Below are 17399 nucleotides of genomic sequence, written 5' to 3' on the forward strand. Positions count from 1 at the left end.
TGGCCAACCGGGGACGCTTTTCGATTCGATTGAAAGCTCGTGCACGTCTCGTTCATTGAACGGCAGTTATAGCCAACAGGCAGCCATACATGATCACTAGCGTTGAATGGCTGGTTCGTCAGCGGTAAGCGACACTCATGGAAATCCGTGAAGACCCTTTTTCCGTCATAACTGTGAAAATTCTCCGCTTCGCCCCGCTGCTGGCGCTCGTCGCCGCCTCCGCCGTTCAGGCTGCCGACAACCAGGCTTGCAACGACGATACCGTCACGGCCGTCGCGCGCTGGGCCGGCATCGCGAACGCACGTATCGCCACGCGCGACGCGGACCACGTCGTGGCCGCATCTGCGTGCAAGGTCATGCCGAATGCGCCCGAAACGACGATCGCGGCCGTCGCATTCGATTCGCTGCCAAAGAGCAAGAATCCCGACGATAGCGAAAAGCTGCAGGTCGTCGCGCTCGTCGAAGGCGGCAAGGTCGTGGCGGCAGAAAAGTCGATGGTCCAGGAAGATGCGACGACCGAAATCGGCGAGAACAGCTATCGCATCGATACGGCGCAGTACCAGTTGTCGCCTGACCTGCGCGCATTCGGCGTTGTGTTCACTAGCGGCGCGCGAGGGGCGAGTTGTCCCGATGCCGACGCGGACGGGGAACTGACGCTATGGGTACGTGAAGGCAACCGCATCCGTTCGGTATTCGGTACCAACCTTCGCGGGTGGGTCAGTGTCGAAGGCGAATCCTGTGGCCCGGGCGTCGGCGATGCGAGCAGCGAAGAGGCCCGAATGACAGTCGCCGTCGATAAAACGTCGAGCCATGGCTTCGCCGATCTGTCGATCACGGCTCACATCACGAAGTCGCAGCGCAAGAACGGCGAATACTCGGATACGGGAAAGCGTACCGCGCGCACGGTCGTCCACTACGACGGCAAGACGTACGGAATCGATATGTTCCGAAACTTCTGGTATTCGCCTGCCGCAATGAAGCGCTTCAAGTAAGGCCCAGGCGGGGCACCGCCCCGCCCGCCTACTCCGCCACCTTCGCCCCGATCGCCTCGCCCGACGCCGGCCTCCGCAGCGCATCGTCGCGCTCCCGCAGCATCTCGCGCGTCGAATACCGATCCTTCAACCGCAGGAACGGCTTCTCGATGAGGAAGTAGCTGGCCGTCGCCGCCATCAACGCCCACACGATCCCGAGCGGGAACGCATGCGGCACGGCCAGATCTGGATTCGCGAACGGCTGCTGCCACAGATAAAGACTGAACGAGATCGTGCCGAAGAACACGACCGGCCGCGTACGCAACCACCGCGCACACCAGAACTCGTGACGGAAATTCAGCACGACGATCACGATCGCGATCAACGCGGCTTCGAGCGTCACGCCATACGTCGCATTCCAGAACCCGCCGAGCCGATGTTCGGCGAGCGGCATGCCGATCAGCACGATGACGATGATCGCCGTCATGATGCGTGCCTCGCCGCGCCACGTACGAATCCAGGCTTCAAGCCGCTCACGATTGAGCGACACATAACAGCCGATCAGGATCGGATCGACGCCCGTGTGAAGCATCATCCCGAGTTGCCCGCGCAACGCGGGCGCAACGAAATACGTCACGGCACGCACCAGCGGCACGACCAGAATCAACACGGCCAGCCAGCGCGTGCCGCCCCGCCGCATCCCATACACGAACAGCAGCGGCCAGAACCAGTAGAACTGTTCCTCGAGCGCGAGCGACCAGAAATGACCGAGATACCACGCGCCGTCCGGATGCAGCGTGTTGTCGCCGGTCAGCCCGAACCACGCCGAGTAATTCCACAGGTGCAGCGCCGCATACAACCACTGCCGGCGATCGACGTCGAACCAGCCGGCGAAGGCCACGATCGCGACCGCCGCGAGATACACGTAGTAGGCCGGCCAGATCCGCAGTGCGCGACGCACGTAGAACGACGTCAGTGCGATGCCGCCCGTGCGCGCGAACTCGGCGCGCAGCACGTTGGTGATCAGGAAACCGCTGAGGACGAAGAAGATCAGCACGCCGAGCCGGCCGTCGGCGATCAGCCGCAACGGCGCGTACCAGCCCGTGTAGCCGCCGGGCAGCACGTGCTCGGCATGTCCGATCACCACCATCGCGACCGCGACGGCGCGCAACCCGGTCAACTGCGTGACGCGATGGTTCATCGGCTGGTTTCCGTTGGCACGGTGGATGGGCAGTGCACGCTCTACAACAATACTGTGGCCTTGATAGACCACCCTCGCTGCACAGTGCGGGCCACAAAGGTACCAAGAAAAAATCGCCGAAAAAATCGGACAAAATACGCTGACGATTTTTGATAGCACCTTCCATCAAACGCATTTATTCGCCGTTCAAAATTTTTTGAGCAAAATCCGACACCGCCCGCCTAAAATTCTGGTAGGACGCTAAATTCGTCACCGGTCCATTTGGATCCAAATCGAATGTTAGGCGAGCACGCATTTCCGGAAATTGGTTTTTAAATTTTCTCAACCGGGCCCCCTGAGTTTCGCTTGCCTCACACAAGGCCTCCAGCAAAACTTCCTTCGCCCCATGAACCCCCTCGAGGTTACGAACTGTCGGTATACAGTTCAAAGCACCGCCATAGCCAACATTACCTGCAACACGCTTTATCGCAGCCCTGTCAGTCAAAAGCCAGGTCTCAAACTCCGTCACTGGAATAACAGGAATTACCCTATGATTTTTAATCAACCCATTAGCTGCATCGAAAATCTCTCGTCTTCGAGCGTCCACCCCCGCCCTATCTGCATCTCTATGAACAAAAATTGCATCAACATTTGGATACAATTGCAATATAACATTTATTTTTTCCCGAACACCACGACCAACCGGATTGGGAAGCAATCCGAGATCAGGGGCACTTCCACTAACCTCCACAAAACCCTCTTCAATGAGAATACTCTCAATATGATCAACCAAATTGCGGTCAGACGGCCCTTCCCCTGTAAGCACGAAATTCACTTTCATTTATTATACCCACTCAATCAACCAAATCAAAGTCAATTTCAATCTGAGAATTTACCGGAAGATTCAAATACGCAATAATTGCCCCGCGATCTATATAACTACCCCCATCGATCTTGTTTCTCCAACTACCATCCAAGCTCTTACAGCGAATGGTTGACGCCGGCTTTCCATTAGGCCCACGAACTTTTACAATATCCGCATATATCAAATCACTAGGCGTCTCCAACTTCACTAAAACTGGCGAGTGAGTAGCAATAAATATTTGCCTCATTGGATTATCCTCACCAACAGACTCACCCGCATCAACAGCAATTTCCTTCAAGAGATTTAATATCGCGCTCATCTTAGCGGGGTGAATTCCATTTTCCGGCTCTTCAAAACAAAGCAACCCCTTAAAATCAGGATCCTCTGCCATAATACACAGAGTCAAAAATCGGAGTGTCCCATCAGACAATGAACGCGCTGGCAAAAATGCTCCGGACCGCTCCTTCACTTCAACGGTCAAGAGTTGTCTCACCTGATCGACATCAACTCTCACATCTGAGGTTGGCACTATCTCGGAGAGCCGACTCGCGATTCGAGAGCAAACATTTTGATCCTGCCTATACAATTTATAGAGAGTAGCAGCGAGATTGCCTCCATCAACTCCAACGCTATTGTGTTCATGCATCTTATTTGATCGACGCATAGCACTAGGCTCGAGGGACAAAAAGCGCCAGGACTGCATCTCGCGACGGGCAGCTAGCACCGTCGGCCAAACGGCGCTATTTGTATTCGCCACGACGGTTTTAGGGATGTGATGGGCAGGAATTTTCTGTGGCAACCCCCTACTACCACCATCTTGATGCAACTGAATTTCAGTCACCCCATCATCTGTGATTCTGGTAGAAATATACCCAACACCCTTTCTATTATTAACGACAACTTGATTTCTAAACTTTGATGCGTTTGCAGGGAAATTTATTCTACCAACCGCCTCCCCCTTATTAATATATGTCAGCCCTTCTCGGGCCAAATATATTCCGAGCGATCCTGACGATTCCTCGTTAGGATTTCTAGCCAACTCGATTTCATATCGAAGAAATGTGGATGTGGCAGTTGCTTTTCGCCCAAAATCATCAATTACATTAAGTGGAACCAGCATCTCAACCGCCATGGAAAGTCGCTCCGCACGAAACTCCCCATTGGTCCAAAATATATCCAGAGGATCAGATGCCTCAGACTCTCGCGCCGCCAGGGCGGCCTCAAGAATTGATTTCTCACTCAAAAGAGATAAGAATCTAATTGCATCAAATACATTTGATTTACCAACACCATTCAAGCCAGCGATACAATTAAACGCGCCGAATGACACGGAGAAATCAATTAAATTCTTAAACCCATTTACCTCAAGTCTTGTCAGCATAGTCTACCCAATCTCAACACCAACCAAAATAAAAGCAATCGATCATTAGATTACAACCCCGCCACCTCAAAATATTAAACAATTATCACTATTGTTTAAGATTCTGAGGCGCACATTGACGCCCCAAACGGCCCCAATCACGATAGCAAACATCGCTACGTCACAACTACTCTCAGCCAGCCGAGCCAGTGCCTTCTTTCGCCCACGTACGGGCGTGCATAACTAAACCGTATCAGCCACAATGTTGTAAAGTGTTTCTACAGAATTTATTTCCCAATTATGTACCCACCGATCGAACCCTACGCCCACGGCCACCTCGACACCGGCGACGGCCACCGCATCTACTGGGAGCGCTGCGGCAATCCGGCCGGCAAGCCCGCCGTCTTCCTGCACGGCGGCCCCGGCGCCGGCTGCAGCCCCGACCATCGCCGCCTGTTCGATCCGGAGCGCTACGACATCCTGCTGTTCGACCAGCGCGGCTGCGGGCGCTCGACGCCGCATGCGAGCCTCGAGAACAACACGACGTGGGATCTGGTCGCCGACATCGAGCGCCTGCGCGAGATGGTCGGCGCGGACAAGTGGCTCGTGTTCGGCGGCTCGTGGGGCAGCGCGTTGTCGATCGCGTACGCGGAAACGCATCCCGAGCGCGTGAGCGCACTGGTCGTGCGCGGCATCTTCACGATGCGTCGCGCGGAATTGCTGTGGTACTACCAGGAAGGCGCGTCGTGGCTGTTCCCCGACCTGTGGGAAGACTTCGTTGCACCGATTCCGGAAGCCGAGCGCGGCGACCTGATGGCCGCCTACCATCGGCGGCTGACCGGCAACGACGAAGCCATGAAGCTCGAAGCCGCACGTGCGTGGAGTATCTGGGAAGGCCGCACGATCACGCTGCTGCCCGACCCCAAACTCGCCGCGCACTTCGCGGACGGTCACTACGCGCTCGCGTTCGCGCGCATCGAGAACCACTACTTCGTGAACCAGGGCTTCGTCGAGGAAGGCCAGTTGCTGCGCGACGCGCCTCGCCTCGCCGGCATTCCGGGCGTGATCGTGCAGGGTCGCTATGACGTCGCGACACCCGCGCGCACCGCATGGGAGTTGTCGAAGGCGTGGCCGGATGCGACGTTCGAGATCGTGCCCGGCGCGGGGCATGCGTACAACGAGCCGGGGATTCTGGAAGCGCTGGTCGCGGCGACGGACCGGTTCGCCGCGTAAGCGCAATCAACGTGATGCAACGCGGTGCGTGCGGCCGTGCCTGCCGGCACGCTCACGCACCGCCCTGTCAAAGCGCCGCTTCGACGATCGCCCTGCCGCTGATCGCCCGCTCGACGAGCTGTTCGTCGCCGACCTTGCGGATCGCATCGTCGAGCAATCCTTCCGGCGCTTCGGTCGCCACCTTCAGCAAGCCCGACAGGCCGCGCGCGTCGAGTACCACCAGCGTCTCCATCGAATCCGCGCGGCTCACGAGCACGCGGCGCCACGCCGGCCCCGCGCCGAAGCTCGCGCAGAGCGCAATCGTGTCGCCGCCGAGTGTGTAGTCGAAGTTCTTGATCATGATCCGCCGCCGTTGCAAGGGAATGGCGATGCGCGACGGTGCGGCGCCGTGACGTCGACGCACCCGCGCGTGCCGCCGGTGCCCCGGATCGAGTCCGATCCGTTCGCCGGCATGACCATGCTAGGCGTGCAGTATTAACGAAGACTTAAACGGCATTCGCGCGGGCACACGGCATGCGGCACACGTCAGGGCGCGTCGAGCGGCTCCACCGTCACGCCGACCTTCAGCTCCTGATCCGCGCCGCCGCCGCGAATCACGCCGCGCAGCGGCGTCACGTCCGCATAGTCGCGGCCGATCGACAGCATCACGTAGTCGTCGCCGGGCGCGCGATCGTTGGTCGGATCGAGCTGCAGCCAGCCGTTGTCCTCGGGCCATGCCGGGTCGTACACCTCGACCCATGCATGCGACGCGTCGGCGCCGATCAGCCTCGGCTGCCCGGGCGGCGGCTGCGTGAGCAGGTAGCCGCTCACGTAACGCGCGGCCAGGCCGAGCGAGCGCAGCGCGCCGATCATCACGTGCGCGAAATCCTGGCACACGCCCTTGCGCAAGCGCAGCGCGTCGAGCGCCGACGTCGTGATGTCGGTGCTGTTCGGCGTATACGCAAAATCGGCATGCACGCGCCGCATCAGCTCCCACGCGGCCTGCACGAGCGGCCGTTGCGGCGTGAAGCTCGCGGCCGCATACGCGGCGAGTTCGGGATCGCACATGACATGCGGCGACGTGAACACGAATTCGCTCGCCGCGTCGTAGGGCTGCCCCGCGCGGAACCGCAAGCGGTCGCGCACCGCTTCCCACGCCATCGCCTGTTTTGGGTCGGGTTTCGCGATGGCGGGCGGCGGCTCGCCGCGCGCACCGCGCGACCACACCGGCGGCGTCACGCGTACCGTGCTGCGGCTGCGCACGAGCAGCGCATCGTGCGGCTGGTTCAACGCAAACGACGCGCGCGCGTTGCCGAATGCGTCGACCTCGGTCCCGACCGATTCCGGCGCGGGGTCGATGTCGAGCGCGAACGACAGCACCTGCTGGCGCGGCGTGACGAGTGGCTGCAGGCGTGCCTGGTGCTGCGCCGATTCGACGCGCGCCGCGTAACGGTATTCGGTGTCGTGCGTGACGCGCAGCAACCGGCCGGGCGCAACGTCGGCCTTTGCGGCCGGCGCCGATGGCGGTGCCGATGCGTTCCGCGCCGTGCCGGAACCGTGCGGCGCTTTCGCCGCGCCCTTCGTCGTCACCATAACGTCCTGCCCGCCTCGCGCACGTGGCTGAAATAGCGCTCGCCGATCCGGTTCGACAGTTCCCATACTGCCTTCACCGTCGTGTCGAGCGCCTCGAGCAGCTTGTCGTGCCGGCCGCCGTCGGCGGTCTCGCACAGCTCGTGCAGCGACCACGCGGGAACGTCGGGAATCGTCTCGGCCAGCTCGGACAGCGCATAACCTTCGCTGCGCTCGACCTTCGTCAGCCGGCCGCGCAGCGCCTGCACGACCCAGCCGAGCGAGCGCGGATTGTCGGTATCGAGCACGACGAGCGACAGCAGCGGCGCGACGTCGAAGCCGCGCTGGAACCGCGAACGGAACGTGATCGTGCTGTCGAACAGCTCCAGCACGAGTTCGAAGCCGTCCTGCCGGTGCACCGCGCCTTCGTCGAAGGCCGCCTTCAGCACGCTGCACAGGAAGTCCAGCCGGTCGATCTGCCGGCCGATCGACAGCAATCGCCAGCCGTCGTCGCGCGTCATGTTGTCGGTCTGCGCGCCCGTGATCGCGCCGAGCAGCAGGCCGAGGCGCTCCAGCAACTGCAGCGCCTCGTTGCCGATCTGCTCCTCGGCTTCCGGCTGGCCGGCGCTGTCCGCGAACAGCTGGGTCGCGTCGTCGATCAGCCGCCACTGATCGCTCGACAGTCGCTCGCGAATCGCGGCGGCCGCGCCACGCATGCCGAACAGGCAGGACGCAATGCCCGACGTGCGATCCGCGCCGCGCGTCAGCGACGTCGCGAGCGTGTGCTGGAACGCACGCGGCGCATCGACGGCGTTCGGCGCGTCGGCCGCGATCAGGCCCGTGTCGCGGCACAGCGTGTCGAGCAGTTCCAGGTGCGCGGGGCTGTCGACGTCGTCCTCGCCGCGCAGCCGTTCGAGCGCGGCACGTGCGAGGCGCATCAGGTTGGTCGCACGCTCGGTGTAACGGCCGAGCCAGAACAGGTTCTCGGCCGCACGGCTCGCGATCGCGCGCGGGCGTTCGACGAGATCGTCGGGGCCGAGGTGCGTCTGGAGCAGCGTCGTCGAATCGACGATGCCTTCGGTCATCACCCACGTATCGACGGTGCTGCCGCCGCGCGGCATCGGCGCATTGAACAGCGTGTCGCGCGTGCCGACCCGCGACAGCCCGCCGGGCAGGAGCCGCCAGCGCTGCGCGCCGTCGGCGAGTGCAAACACGCGCAGCAGCACCGGCTTCGGCACGATACGCGCGCCGCCGTTGCTGTCGGGTGCGTCGTGGCCCGGCCAGGTCGGCGCCTGCGACAGCGGCAGGTCGGCCTGCACCGTGTAGTGCTCGGGCCGCGCGAGAATCCGCGCGCGCCACTCGGCCAGTTGCGCCTGCGTGAGCCGCGCGCCGATCACCGGCTCGAATGCGCCGCCTTCCTGCACGTCGGGTGGATAGGATGCCTTGACGATGCCGCGCGCGAGCTGCGGCAGCGCGTCGTCGCACGCGGCGGCCTCGCCGCACCACCATGAATGCACGGCCGGCAGCGTCAGCGTTTCGCCGAGCAGCCCTTCCGCCAGGCGCGGCATGAAGCCGAGCATCGCCGGCGATTCGAGGAAGCCCGAACCCGGCGCGTTCGCGAGCAGCACGTTGCCCGCGCGCACTGCCTGCAGCAACCCCGGCACGCCGAGCATCGAATCGGTTCGCAGTTCGAGCGGATCGAGCCATGCATCGTCGACGCGCCGCAGGATGCCGTGCACCGGCTCGAGCCCGCTCAGCGTCTTCAGGAACACGCGGTTGTCGCGCGCGGTCAGGTCGCCGCCTTCGACGAGCGTGAGGCCGAGGTAGCGCGCGAGATACGCGTGCTCGAAATAGGTCGCGCTGTGCGGGCCCGGTGTGAGCAGCACGATCCGCGAATTCTTTCGGGTCGGGCTGAGCGCCTGCATGCTCTGCAGCAGCGCGCGATACGCGGACGCGAGCCGCTGCACGCGCAGCCCGCGAAACCCGCGCGGAAAGAGCCGCGACACGATCAGCCGGTTTTCGAGCAGGTAGCCGAGGCCGGCCGCGCCCTGCGTGTGCTGCGCGACGATCCGCCACTGCCCGTCCGGGCCGCGCGCAAGGTCGAACGCGACGACGTGCAGCCAGGTATCGCCCGGCACGCGCGCGCCGCGCATCGCGCGCAGGTAGCCGGGATGCCCGGTGACGAGCGCGGGCGGCAGCAGCCCGCGTTCGAGGATCGTCTGCGGCCCGTACAGGTCGGCCAGCGTCGCGTTGAGCAGCCGCACGCGCTGCAGCACGCCGCGCTCGATCGCGACCCAGTCCTCGGGCGTGACGATCATCGGCAGCAGGTCGAGCGACCACGGGCCGGCCGCGCCGTCGCCGGCGCGCTGCTCGTGCAGTTGATAGAACAGGCCGTTCTCGCGCATGCGGCGGTGCAGCGCGTCGGCGCGGCGATCGAGGTCGGCCACGCCGTCGCTGCCGATCGACGTGAAGAAACTGCGCCACGCGGGCGCAAGCGCGGGCGCGTTCAGGCCGGCCGCGCTACCGCGCAGTTCGTCGTAGCGGCCGGCAGCAGCCGGCGCCGCGAGCGCGGCGGCCAGTTCCGCGGCATCCGGCTGCGCGCCGGTATCGAAAAGCGTGGGCATCGCGTCGAGGGCGGCGAGATGATCGGTGTCAATGGGCGGCACGATGTCGTTCCGTCGTCAGGGCGCGGCCGCGCACGCGCGCCGCCACCCGGGCGGCGGGCCGCGGCGCGCGGCCGCAATCTGCCCGCATCCTAGCATTCCGGCGGGGCCGCCAGCGACCGAAACCGCCGGGTATCGCGAACCGCGCATCGTCATCCGCGTCGTCATCGTCCGGTCACGGCCGCCGCAGGTCGAGCGTGAACGGGAATTCGCGGCTCGGCGCGGCAGCCGCGACATCCATCCGCCCCGGCGTATGCCCCATCTCGACGAAGCGCGCGAGCCGGCGGCTCTCGGCCTCGTACGCATTGACCGGGAACGTCGCGTAGTTGCGCCCGCCCGGATGCGCGACGTGGTAGCGGCAACCGCCGAGCGAACGCTGCAGCCACGTATCGACGATGTCGAACGTGAGCGGCGCGTGCACGCCGAGGGTCGGATGCAGCGCGGACGGCGGCGACCACGCCTTGTAGCGCACGCCGGCGACGTATTCGCCGACGGTGCCGGTCGGCTGCAGCGGCAGCGCGCGGCCGTTGACCGTCACGACGTGCCGGTTGTCGTTCAGCCCCGTCACGCGCACTTCGAGCCGTTCGACCGACGAATCGACGTAGCGCACCGTGCCGCCGGGTGCGCCCTCCTCGCCCATCACGTGCCACGGCTCCAGCGCGCCGCGCAGCGACAGCTCCATGCCGTTCACCGCGATCTGGCCGAACAGCGGGAAGCGGAATTCGAAGTGCGGCGCAAACCATGCCGGATCGAACGCGAAGCCGGCGTCGCGCAGTTCGGTCAGCACGTCGTCGAAATCCATCTGAAGAAACGCGGGCAACATGAAGCGGTCATGCAGCGCGGTGCCCCAGCGCGTGAGCGGCGTCGTGTACGGCGCAGCCCAGAAACGCGCGACCAGCGCGCGCAGCAGCAATTGCTGCACGATGCTCATCCGCGCATGCGGCGGCATCTCGAACGCGCGCAGTTCGAGCAGGCCGAGCCGGCCGGTCGACGAGTCCGGCGAATACAGCTTGTCGATGCAGAACTCGCTGCGGTGCGTGTTGCCGGTCACGTCGATCAGCAGGTTGCGCAGCACGCGGTCGACGAGCCACGGCGGCATGTCCTGCCCGAACAGCAGCTTGTTGCGCTGGATCTCGGCGAACGCGATGTCGAGTTCGTAGAGCTGGTCGTTGCGCGCCTCGTCGACGCGCGGCGCCTGGCTCGTCGGCCCGATGAAGAGCCCGGAGAACAGGTACGACAGCGACGGATGGTTGTGCCAGTACGCGATCAGGCTCGCGAGCAGGTCCGGGCGGCGCAGGAACGGGCTGTCGGCCGGCGTCGCGCCGCCGAGCACGAAGTGGTTGCCGCCGCCCGTGCCGACGTGGCGGCCGTCGACCATGAACTTCTCGCTGCACAGCCGCGACTGCCACGCGGCGTCGTACAGGAATTCGGTGTGGTCGACGAGCTCGTCGAAGTTGCTGGCCGGATGGATGTTCACCTCGATCACGCCGGGATCGGGCGTCACCTGCAGCAGCTTCAGCCGCGCGTCGCGCGGCGGCGGATAGCCTTCCAGCACGAGCTTCACGCCCAGCGCGTGCGCGGTCAGCTCGATCGCGCCGAGCAGCTCGAGATAATCCTCGAGCGCGGCAAGCGGCGGCATGAACAGGTACAGGATGCCGTTGCGCACTTCGACGCACAGCGCGGTGCGCGTGATCCATGCGGCCGATTCGAAGCGCTCGGGCTGGCGACCCGGGTCGCGCGCGGCCGGCCGCCCGTTGCCGGCCGTGCCGTCGTCGCGCCACTGCATCACGGTCTGCGCGGACGCCTCGCGATGCACGCCGGACAGGTAGCGCGGCGCATCGGCCGGCCCCGCGTAGCGCGCGCGGATCGCGGCGGCATCCGGCAGCGCGTCACGCGGCGCGAACGGGTCGCGCTCGACGAGATACGGATAGTCGGCGCGGCTCGCCCACGGCAGCGAATCGAGCGGCAGCCGATAGCCCATCGGCGAATCGCCGGGCATGAGGTACATCCGCTCGTCGCGGAAGAACCACGGGCCCGTCTGCCAGCGCGGGCCGTCGAGACCCGGCGCGTTTTCCGCACGCTTGACCGGCAGCACGTAGCCGACCACGCTGTCGAGCTGCTGCTCGAACACCTTGCGCAGCCGCGCGCGTTCGAGCTCGTCGTCGAGACGCGAGTCGAACGGGTCGACGTTGACCGGCAGCCGGCGCTCGCGCCACAGGTAGTACCAGACGTCCTCGTAGCCGGGCCGGATGAATTCGCCGGTCAGGTTCAGCCGCGCGGCGAGCGCATCGATGAAGCGCTTCGCGTCGTCGGTCGTATACGCGGACGGCTCGCGTTCGTCGGCGAACAGCGACGGATCGTGCCATACGGGCTGGCCGTCCGCGCGCCAGAAGATCGACAGCGCCCAGCGCGGTAGTTGCTCGCCCGGATACCACTTGCCCTGCCCGAAATGCAGGAAGCCGCCGTCGCCGTATTCGGCGCGCAGCCGCTGCACGAGTTCGGTGGCATAGCCGCGCTTGGTCGGGCCGAGCGCGTCGGTGTTCCACTCGGCGCCGTCGCGATCGTCGATCGACACGAAGGTCGGCTCGCCGCCCTGCGTGAGCCGCACGTCGCCGGCCGCCAGCGCGCCGTCGACCTGCGTGCCGAGCGCCAGCACGCCGTCCCACTGCGATTCCGTGTACGGCTTCGTCACGCGCGGCGATTCGTACACGCGCGTCACGGTCATCTCGTGCTCGAACGACACCTCGCACTCGTCGATCAGCCCCTCGACCGGCGCGGCGCTGGTCGGCTGCGGCGTGCAGGCCAGCGGAATGTGGCCTTCGCCGGCGAGCAGGCCCGAGGTCGGGTCGAAGCCGATCCAGCCGGCACCCGGCAGGTACACCTCGCACCATGCGTGCAGGTCGGTGAAGTCGACCGACGTGCCGCTCGGGCCGTCGAGCGACTTCACGTCGGGCGTGAGCTGGATCAGGTAGCCCGACACGAAGCGCGCGGCGATGCCGAGATGACGGCACAGCTGCACGAGCAGCCATGCGCTGTCGCGGCACGAGCCCGAGGCCAGTTCGAGCGTCTGCTCGGGCGTCTGCACGCCCGGCTCCATCCGCACGAGATAGCCGATGTCGTGCTGCAGTTGCTGGTTCAGCGCGACGAGGAAGTTCACGGTGCCGGCCGGCGTGCGGTCGACGCCGTCGAGATACGCGCGGAACAGCGGCGACGCGCTCGTCTGCGGGTCGCACACAAGATACGGCGCGAGCTCGGTCTTCAGCGCGTCGTCATAGCTGAACGGGTATTGCTCCGCGCTGGCTTCGAGGAAGAAGTCGAACGGGTTGTACACCGACATCTCGGCGACGAGATCGATCGTGATCTCGAAGTGCTCGGTGCGCTCCGGAAACACGAGCCGCGCGAGATAGTTCGAGAACGGATCCTGCTGCCAGTTGATGAAGTGCTGCGCGGGCTCGACCGTCATCGAATACGCGAGGATCGGCGTCCGGCAGTGCGGCGCGGGCCGCAGGCGCACGACCTGCGGGCCGAGGTTGACGAGCCGGTCGTAGCGATAGCGGGTGGTGTGATGCAGCGCGACGTGGATGGACATGGGAGCTCGGTTCGGGTTGGGCCGGCCGCGCGCCGCGTCGCGCTCGATGCGACGCGGCACCCCGGCCTGGCGGATTCGGCGAAAACGTGCGCGAGGTCAGACGAGCTCGGGCGTCTGCACGACGCTGATCTCGACACCGACGGCCGTCGCGCCGAGCCCCGTCACCGGCTGCGCGTCGCGATAGTCGAGGCCGACCGCGATGCGCACGTAGCGCTCGTCCGGGCAGCGATTCATGAACGGATCGAACCCGACCCAGCCGAGCCCTTCCACATACGCCTCGGCCCACGCATGGCCGGCCGGCTGCTGCGTCAGCCCGGCCGCCTGCGACTGCGCGCCGTGCGCCGGCTGCGGCATTCCCTGCGACTGCGATTGCGACTGCGACTGGGACTGCGACTGCGCCCCATGCGACGCGCCGAGCACCTGCTGCATGCCCTCGCCGCTCTGCAGCGCGAGCGCTTCTTCCTGCTCGACGTCGCCCGCGTTCTGCTTCGCGTCGGCGATGCGCTGCATCGCGCTGTCCGCCAGCACGTAGCCCGAGATATAGCGCGCGGGAATCTTCAGCACGCGCGCGGCCGCGATGAACGCATGCGCATGGTCGCGGCTCGTGCCCTCGCCGCTTTGCAGCGCGGTTTCCGCGTCGACGGGTGCGTCGGCGGCCAGGTTCGGCGCATACGCGATGCGGTCGTGCACTTCCGTCATCAGCCAGTGCAGCGCGTCGAGGCTGTGCGGCGCGATCGGCAGCGCTTGCGCGAGCGCACGCACGATGTCGCCCGCCTTCGTCAGCGCCGTTTCGCGCTCGAAGATCCACGGCGGCGCATAGCCTTCAGGATGACCGAGTATGCCCGCGCGGTCCTGCGTCTCGACGACGCCGGCCGCGACGACGACGATCTCGGCCTTCGCGCCGCGGTCGTGCCGCACGAGGTCGATCCGGTTGCCGAGCCCGTCGGCATAGGACAGCGACGGCTCGACGCCGTCGATCGTGACCTGCCACGCGCGCACCGTCTGCCCGGGGCCCGACTGCGGGCGCAGCCGCAGCCGTTGCAGCGCATGGGTGGCTTGATCGTCGAACTGATAACGCGAGATGTGTCGGATGGCGAGTCGCATGGCAAGTCTCAGTCGAAGTTGTAAGCCTGGGCGATTTCGAGCCCGAGGCTGTTGTTGCGGCCGATGAAGTCGGTCAGGAACTCGTGCAGGCCGCTCTTGAAGATCCGCTCGACCGAGGTGTCGGACAGCATTTGCAGGATCTTCGTGGCCGTGTCGTGACACGGGTGTGTCACACCGTAATCCTTTGCGAGCAGGTTCAGGCTCGACACGACGCGCCCGTAGCAATAACGCAGCGAACGCGGCATGCGGCCGTTCAGGATCAGGTAGTCGGCGATGTTCATCGGCTTGTACTGCACGTCGTACACCCAGCGGTACGAACGGTGCGCGGCGACGCAGCGCAGGATCGTCTCCCACTGGTAGTTGTCGAGGATCGTGCCGACGTGCGACACCGACGGCAGCAGCAGGTGGTATTTCACGTCGATGATCCGCGCGGTGTTGTCGGCGCGCTCGACGAACGCGCCGATCTGCGCGAAATCGAAGATCTCGTTGCGCAGCATCGTGCTGTAGAAGCTGCCGAGGATCAGCGCGGTTTCGCGCTTCACCTGGTCGAGCACGGCCGGCAGCTCGCTCTCCGGCACCGGCTGCGCGAGCGCGCGGCGCAGCGCGAGCCACGCACCGTTCACGCTCTCCCATGCCTCGCGGGTGAGCGCCGTGCGCACCATCCGCGCGTTCGAGCGCGCGGCGTCGATGCACGACAGCACGCTCGACGGGTTGTCGCGGTCGCGCAGCAGGTAGTCGGTCACGGTATCGGCCGCATACGCGTCGTATTTCTGCCGGTAGCCGTCGTCCGTGCCCGAGCTGACGAGCACCGACGACCATTCGGCCGGCGCGTCGGACGTGCGCGTGAGCGCCATCCGCAGCCCGGCATCGACGATGCGCGCGATGTTCTCCGCGCGCTCGATATAGCGGTACATCCAGTAGAGACCGCTTGCAGTACGTCCCAGAAGCATCTCGTGTCCACTCCGTCTTCGTTCGGTTGGCGCCCCGGTCGCGGGGCGCGCGGTCGCGTCCGGCTCAGTCGGCCAGCACCCAGGTGTCCTTGGTGCCGCCGCCCTGGCTCGAGTTGACGACGAGCGATCCCTCCTTCAGCGCGACGCGCGTCAGCCCACCCGGCGTGATGCGGATGCGATCCGACACCAGCACGAACGGCCGCAGGTCGACGTGGCGCGGCGCGAGGCCGGCTTCGGTCAGGATCGGCGTCGTGGACAGCGCGAGCGTCGGCTGCGCGATGTAGTTCGCGGGGCGCGCGCGCAGCTTCGCGGCAAAGGCTTCGAGCTCGGCCTTCGACGCGCACGGCCCGACCAGCATCCCGTAGCCGCCCGAGCCGTGCACTTCCTTCACGACCAGTTCGTCGAGATGGTCGAGCACGTATTTCAGGCTGTCGGCTTCGCCGCAGCGCCAGGTCGGCACGTTCTCCAGCAGCGCCTTGCGCCCCGTGTAGAACTCGACGATCTCCGGCATGTACGAGTAGATCGCCTTGTCGTCGGCGATGCCGGTGCCGGGCGCGTTCGCGATCGTGATGTTGCCCGCGCGGTACACGTCCATGATCCCGGCGACGCCGAGCACCGAATCGGGGCGGAACGTGAGCGGATCGAGGAACGCGTCGTCGACGCGGCGGTACAGCACGTCGATCGGCTGGAAGCCTTCGGTCGTGCGCATCGCGACGCGGCCGTCGATCACCTGCAAGTCGCTGCCCTCGACGAGATGCACGCCCATCTGGTCGGCGAGGAACGAATGTTCGTAGTACGCGGAATTGTGGATGCCGGGCGTGAGCACGGCGACGGTCGGGTTGTCGGCGTTGCCGCCCGGCGGGCACACGGCCGCGAGCGACTGGCGCAGCATCTGCGGATAGGTCTCGACCGGGCGCACCTTCACCTGCTGGAACAGCTCCGGGAAGAGCTGCATCATCGTCTCGCGGTTTTCCAGCATGTACGACACGCCGGACGGCGTGCGCGCGTTGTCTTCCAGCACGTAGAATTCGTTCTCGCCGGTGCGCACGATGTCCACGCCGATGATGTGCGTGTAAACGTTTCCGGGCGGCCGGAAATCGATCATTTCCGGGATGAACGCCTCGTTGTGCGCGATCAGGTGCTTCGGCACGATGCCCGCGCGGACGATTTCCTGGCGGTGGTAGATGTCGTCGAGGAACGCGTTGAGCGCCATCACGCGCTGCTCGATGCCGAGCGACAGCCGGCTCCATTCGGCGCCCGAGATGATGCGCGGGACGATGTCGAACGGAATCAGCCGCTCGGCGGCCTCCGCGTCGCCATAGACGGCGAACGTGATGCCCGTCTTGCGGAACACGCCTTCCGCGTCGTAGGCCTTCTGGGCGAGGCTCGCGGGATTCTGCGTGTCGAGCCACTGCTTCAGGCGCGCGTAGGGCGCCCTTACCATGTCGCCGGATTGCAGCATTTCATCGAATGGCTTCATCGATCTTTTCTCCATCGATCGTTTTCCCCGGCATTGCGCATGCCGGACCGGCGTAATGAATGCTTTGCAAGGAACGTGCCTTGCTCGACCCCTCGATATCCCCCCGTTTTTGCGCCGCGCCGGGCACGCCCGCGCGGCATTGCGCACCATCACGGTGCAGCGTCCGACGCGACGGGCGACGACGGTGCGTCGCCGGCGCGCACGGTTCATGCTGCGCCGCGTCTTTCGAACATAGTTCCCCCGCGTGTCACGAATGTGCAATCTGCACTGCACAAAAAACGGCCCGCCCCGGCATCGGGCCACCGGAACGAAAGAATGGGAAGGCGGGCCGGCACGCGCACGGCGCAACCGGCCCTGGGGAAGTACCGTCTGCGGCCGCACCGGCAGTTCGACGCGATGAACTGTCCGGTTAAGCCGGGTCCGGCACCTCAACGCTATGCAGCCGTAATCCCGCCG

General features: G+C 65.0%; 12 protein-coding genes. 2 read left to right on the top strand and 10 right to left on the bottom strand.

From position 1 onward, the window contains the following. Positions 1–137: 137 nt before the first annotated feature. A complete protein-coding gene (locus tag CFB43_RS26390; protein ID WP_256990121.1) occupies positions 138–992 on the top strand; it encodes a multidrug ABC transporter ATPase in 855 nt (284 codons plus the stop codon). Positions 993–1020: 28 nt separating this feature from the next. Here CFB43_RS26390 and CFB43_RS26395 read toward each other — a convergent pair whose 3' ends face one another. The 3 genes from CFB43_RS26395 to CFB43_RS26400 all read right to left on the bottom strand — a co-directional run bounded on the left by CFB43_RS26395 (position 1021) and on the right by CFB43_RS26400 (position 4397). Continuing rightward, entirely contained in the window at positions 1021–2172 is a 1152-nt protein-coding gene (locus CFB43_RS26395) for an acyltransferase family protein (protein WP_089497208.1), read from the bottom strand. A 175-nt stretch (positions 2173–2347) separates the two neighbouring features. Then, entirely contained in the window at positions 2348–2992 is a 645-nt protein-coding gene (locus CFB43_RS38005) for a DUF4276 family protein (RefSeq protein ID WP_144023115.1), read from the bottom strand. 13 nt (positions 2993–3005) lie between these two features. After that, positions 3006–4397 (bottom strand): AAA family ATPase, encoded by a 1392-nt coding sequence (locus CFB43_RS26400; protein WP_089497209.1) that lies wholly within the window; start codon positions 4395–4397, stop codon positions 3006–3008. Between the two features lie 279 nt (positions 4398–4676). Here CFB43_RS26400 and pip point away from each other — a divergent pair, with 279 nt between their 5' ends. Continuing rightward, on the top strand, positions 4677–5609 hold the full coding sequence (gene pip, locus CFB43_RS26405) for a prolyl aminopeptidase (protein ID WP_089497210.1): 933 nt from the start codon (positions 4677–4679) through the stop codon (positions 5607–5609). 67 nt (positions 5610–5676) lie between these two features. Here the strand turns inward: pip and CFB43_RS26410 are convergent, their stop codons facing one another. From CFB43_RS26410 to CFB43_RS26440, 7 genes are all read right to left on the bottom strand, one after another. After that, on the bottom strand, positions 5677–5949 hold the full coding sequence (locus CFB43_RS26410) for a hypothetical protein (protein ID WP_089497211.1): 273 nt from the start codon (positions 5947–5949) through the stop codon (positions 5677–5679). Positions 5950–6134: 185 nt separating this feature from the next. Beyond that, entirely contained in the window at positions 6135–7181 is a 1047-nt protein-coding gene (locus CFB43_RS26415) for a transglutaminase family protein (protein WP_089497212.1), read from the bottom strand. Then, on the bottom strand, positions 7175–9781 hold the full coding sequence (locus tag CFB43_RS26420; protein ID WP_256990159.1) for a circularly permuted type 2 ATP-grasp protein: 2607 nt from the start codon (positions 9779–9781) through the stop codon (positions 7175–7177). The genes CFB43_RS26415 and CFB43_RS26420 overlap by 7 nt, the downstream gene beginning before the upstream one ends. Before the next feature lie 214 nt (positions 9782–9995). After that, complete coding sequence (locus CFB43_RS26425) at positions 9996–13409, bottom strand: transglutaminase family protein (RefSeq protein ID WP_089497214.1); 3414 nt, start codon at positions 13407–13409, stop codon at positions 9996–9998. Positions 13410–13505: 96 nt separating this feature from the next. Continuing rightward, entirely contained in the window at positions 13506–14513 is a 1008-nt protein-coding gene (locus CFB43_RS26430; protein WP_089497215.1) for a transglutaminase family protein, read from the bottom strand. 8 nt (positions 14514–14521) lie between these two features. Next, positions 14522–15463, bottom strand: a complete 942-nt coding sequence (locus CFB43_RS26435) for an alpha-E domain-containing protein (RefSeq protein WP_089427755.1) — start codon at positions 15461–15463, stop codon at positions 14522–14524. Positions 15464–15527: 64 nt separating this feature from the next. Continuing rightward, positions 15528–16943, bottom strand: coding sequence for a circularly permuted type 2 ATP-grasp protein (locus tag CFB43_RS26440; RefSeq protein ID WP_046547558.1), 1416 nt, complete (start codon positions 16941–16943; stop codon positions 15528–15530). Between the last annotated feature and the right edge of the window lie 456 nt (positions 16944–17399).

The organism is Burkholderia sp. AU15512, from assembly GCF_002223325.1.
Lineage (GTDB): Bacteria > Pseudomonadota > Gammaproteobacteria > Burkholderiales > Burkholderiaceae > Burkholderia.

Coding starts and splice junctions, on each gene's coding strand:
- CFB43_RS26395 (WP_089497208.1), bottom strand. CDS start 2,172: ATGAACCATCGCGTCACGCAGTTGACCGGGTTGCGCGCCGTCGCGGTC.
- CFB43_RS26390 (WP_256990121.1), top strand. CDS start 138: ATGGAAATCCGTGAAGACCCTTTTTCCGTCATAACTGTGAAAATTCTC.
- CFB43_RS26440 (WP_046547558.1), bottom strand. CDS start 16,943: ATGAAGCCATTCGATGAAATGCTGCAATCCGGCGACATGGTAAGGGCG.
- CFB43_RS26430 (WP_089497215.1), bottom strand. CDS start 14,513: ATGCGACTCGCCATCCGACACATCTCGCGTTATCAGTTCGACGATCAA.
- CFB43_RS26410 (WP_089497211.1), bottom strand. CDS start 5,949: ATGATCAAGAACTTCGACTACACACTCGGCGGCGACACGATTGCGCTC.
- CFB43_RS26415 (WP_089497212.1), bottom strand. CDS start 7,181: ATGGTGACGACGAAGGGCGCGGCGAAAGCGCCGCACGGTTCCGGCACG.
- CFB43_RS26425 (WP_089497214.1), bottom strand. CDS start 13,409: ATGTCCATCCACGTCGCGCTGCATCACACCACCCGCTATCGCTACGAC.
- CFB43_RS26400 (WP_089497209.1), bottom strand. CDS start 4,397: ATGCTGACAAGACTTGAGGTAAATGGGTTTAAGAATTTAATTGATTTC.
- pip (WP_089497210.1), top strand. CDS start 4,677: ATGTACCCACCGATCGAACCCTACGCCCACGGCCACCTCGACACCGGC.
- CFB43_RS38005 (WP_144023115.1), bottom strand. CDS start 2,992: ATGAAAGTGAATTTCGTGCTTACAGGGGAAGGGCCGTCTGACCGCAAT.
- CFB43_RS26420 (WP_256990159.1), bottom strand. CDS start 9,781: ATGCCCACGCTTTTCGATACCGGCGCGCAGCCGGATGCCGCGGAACTG.
- CFB43_RS26435 (WP_089427755.1), bottom strand. CDS start 15,463: ATGCTTCTGGGACGTACTGCAAGCGGTCTCTACTGGATGTACCGCTAT.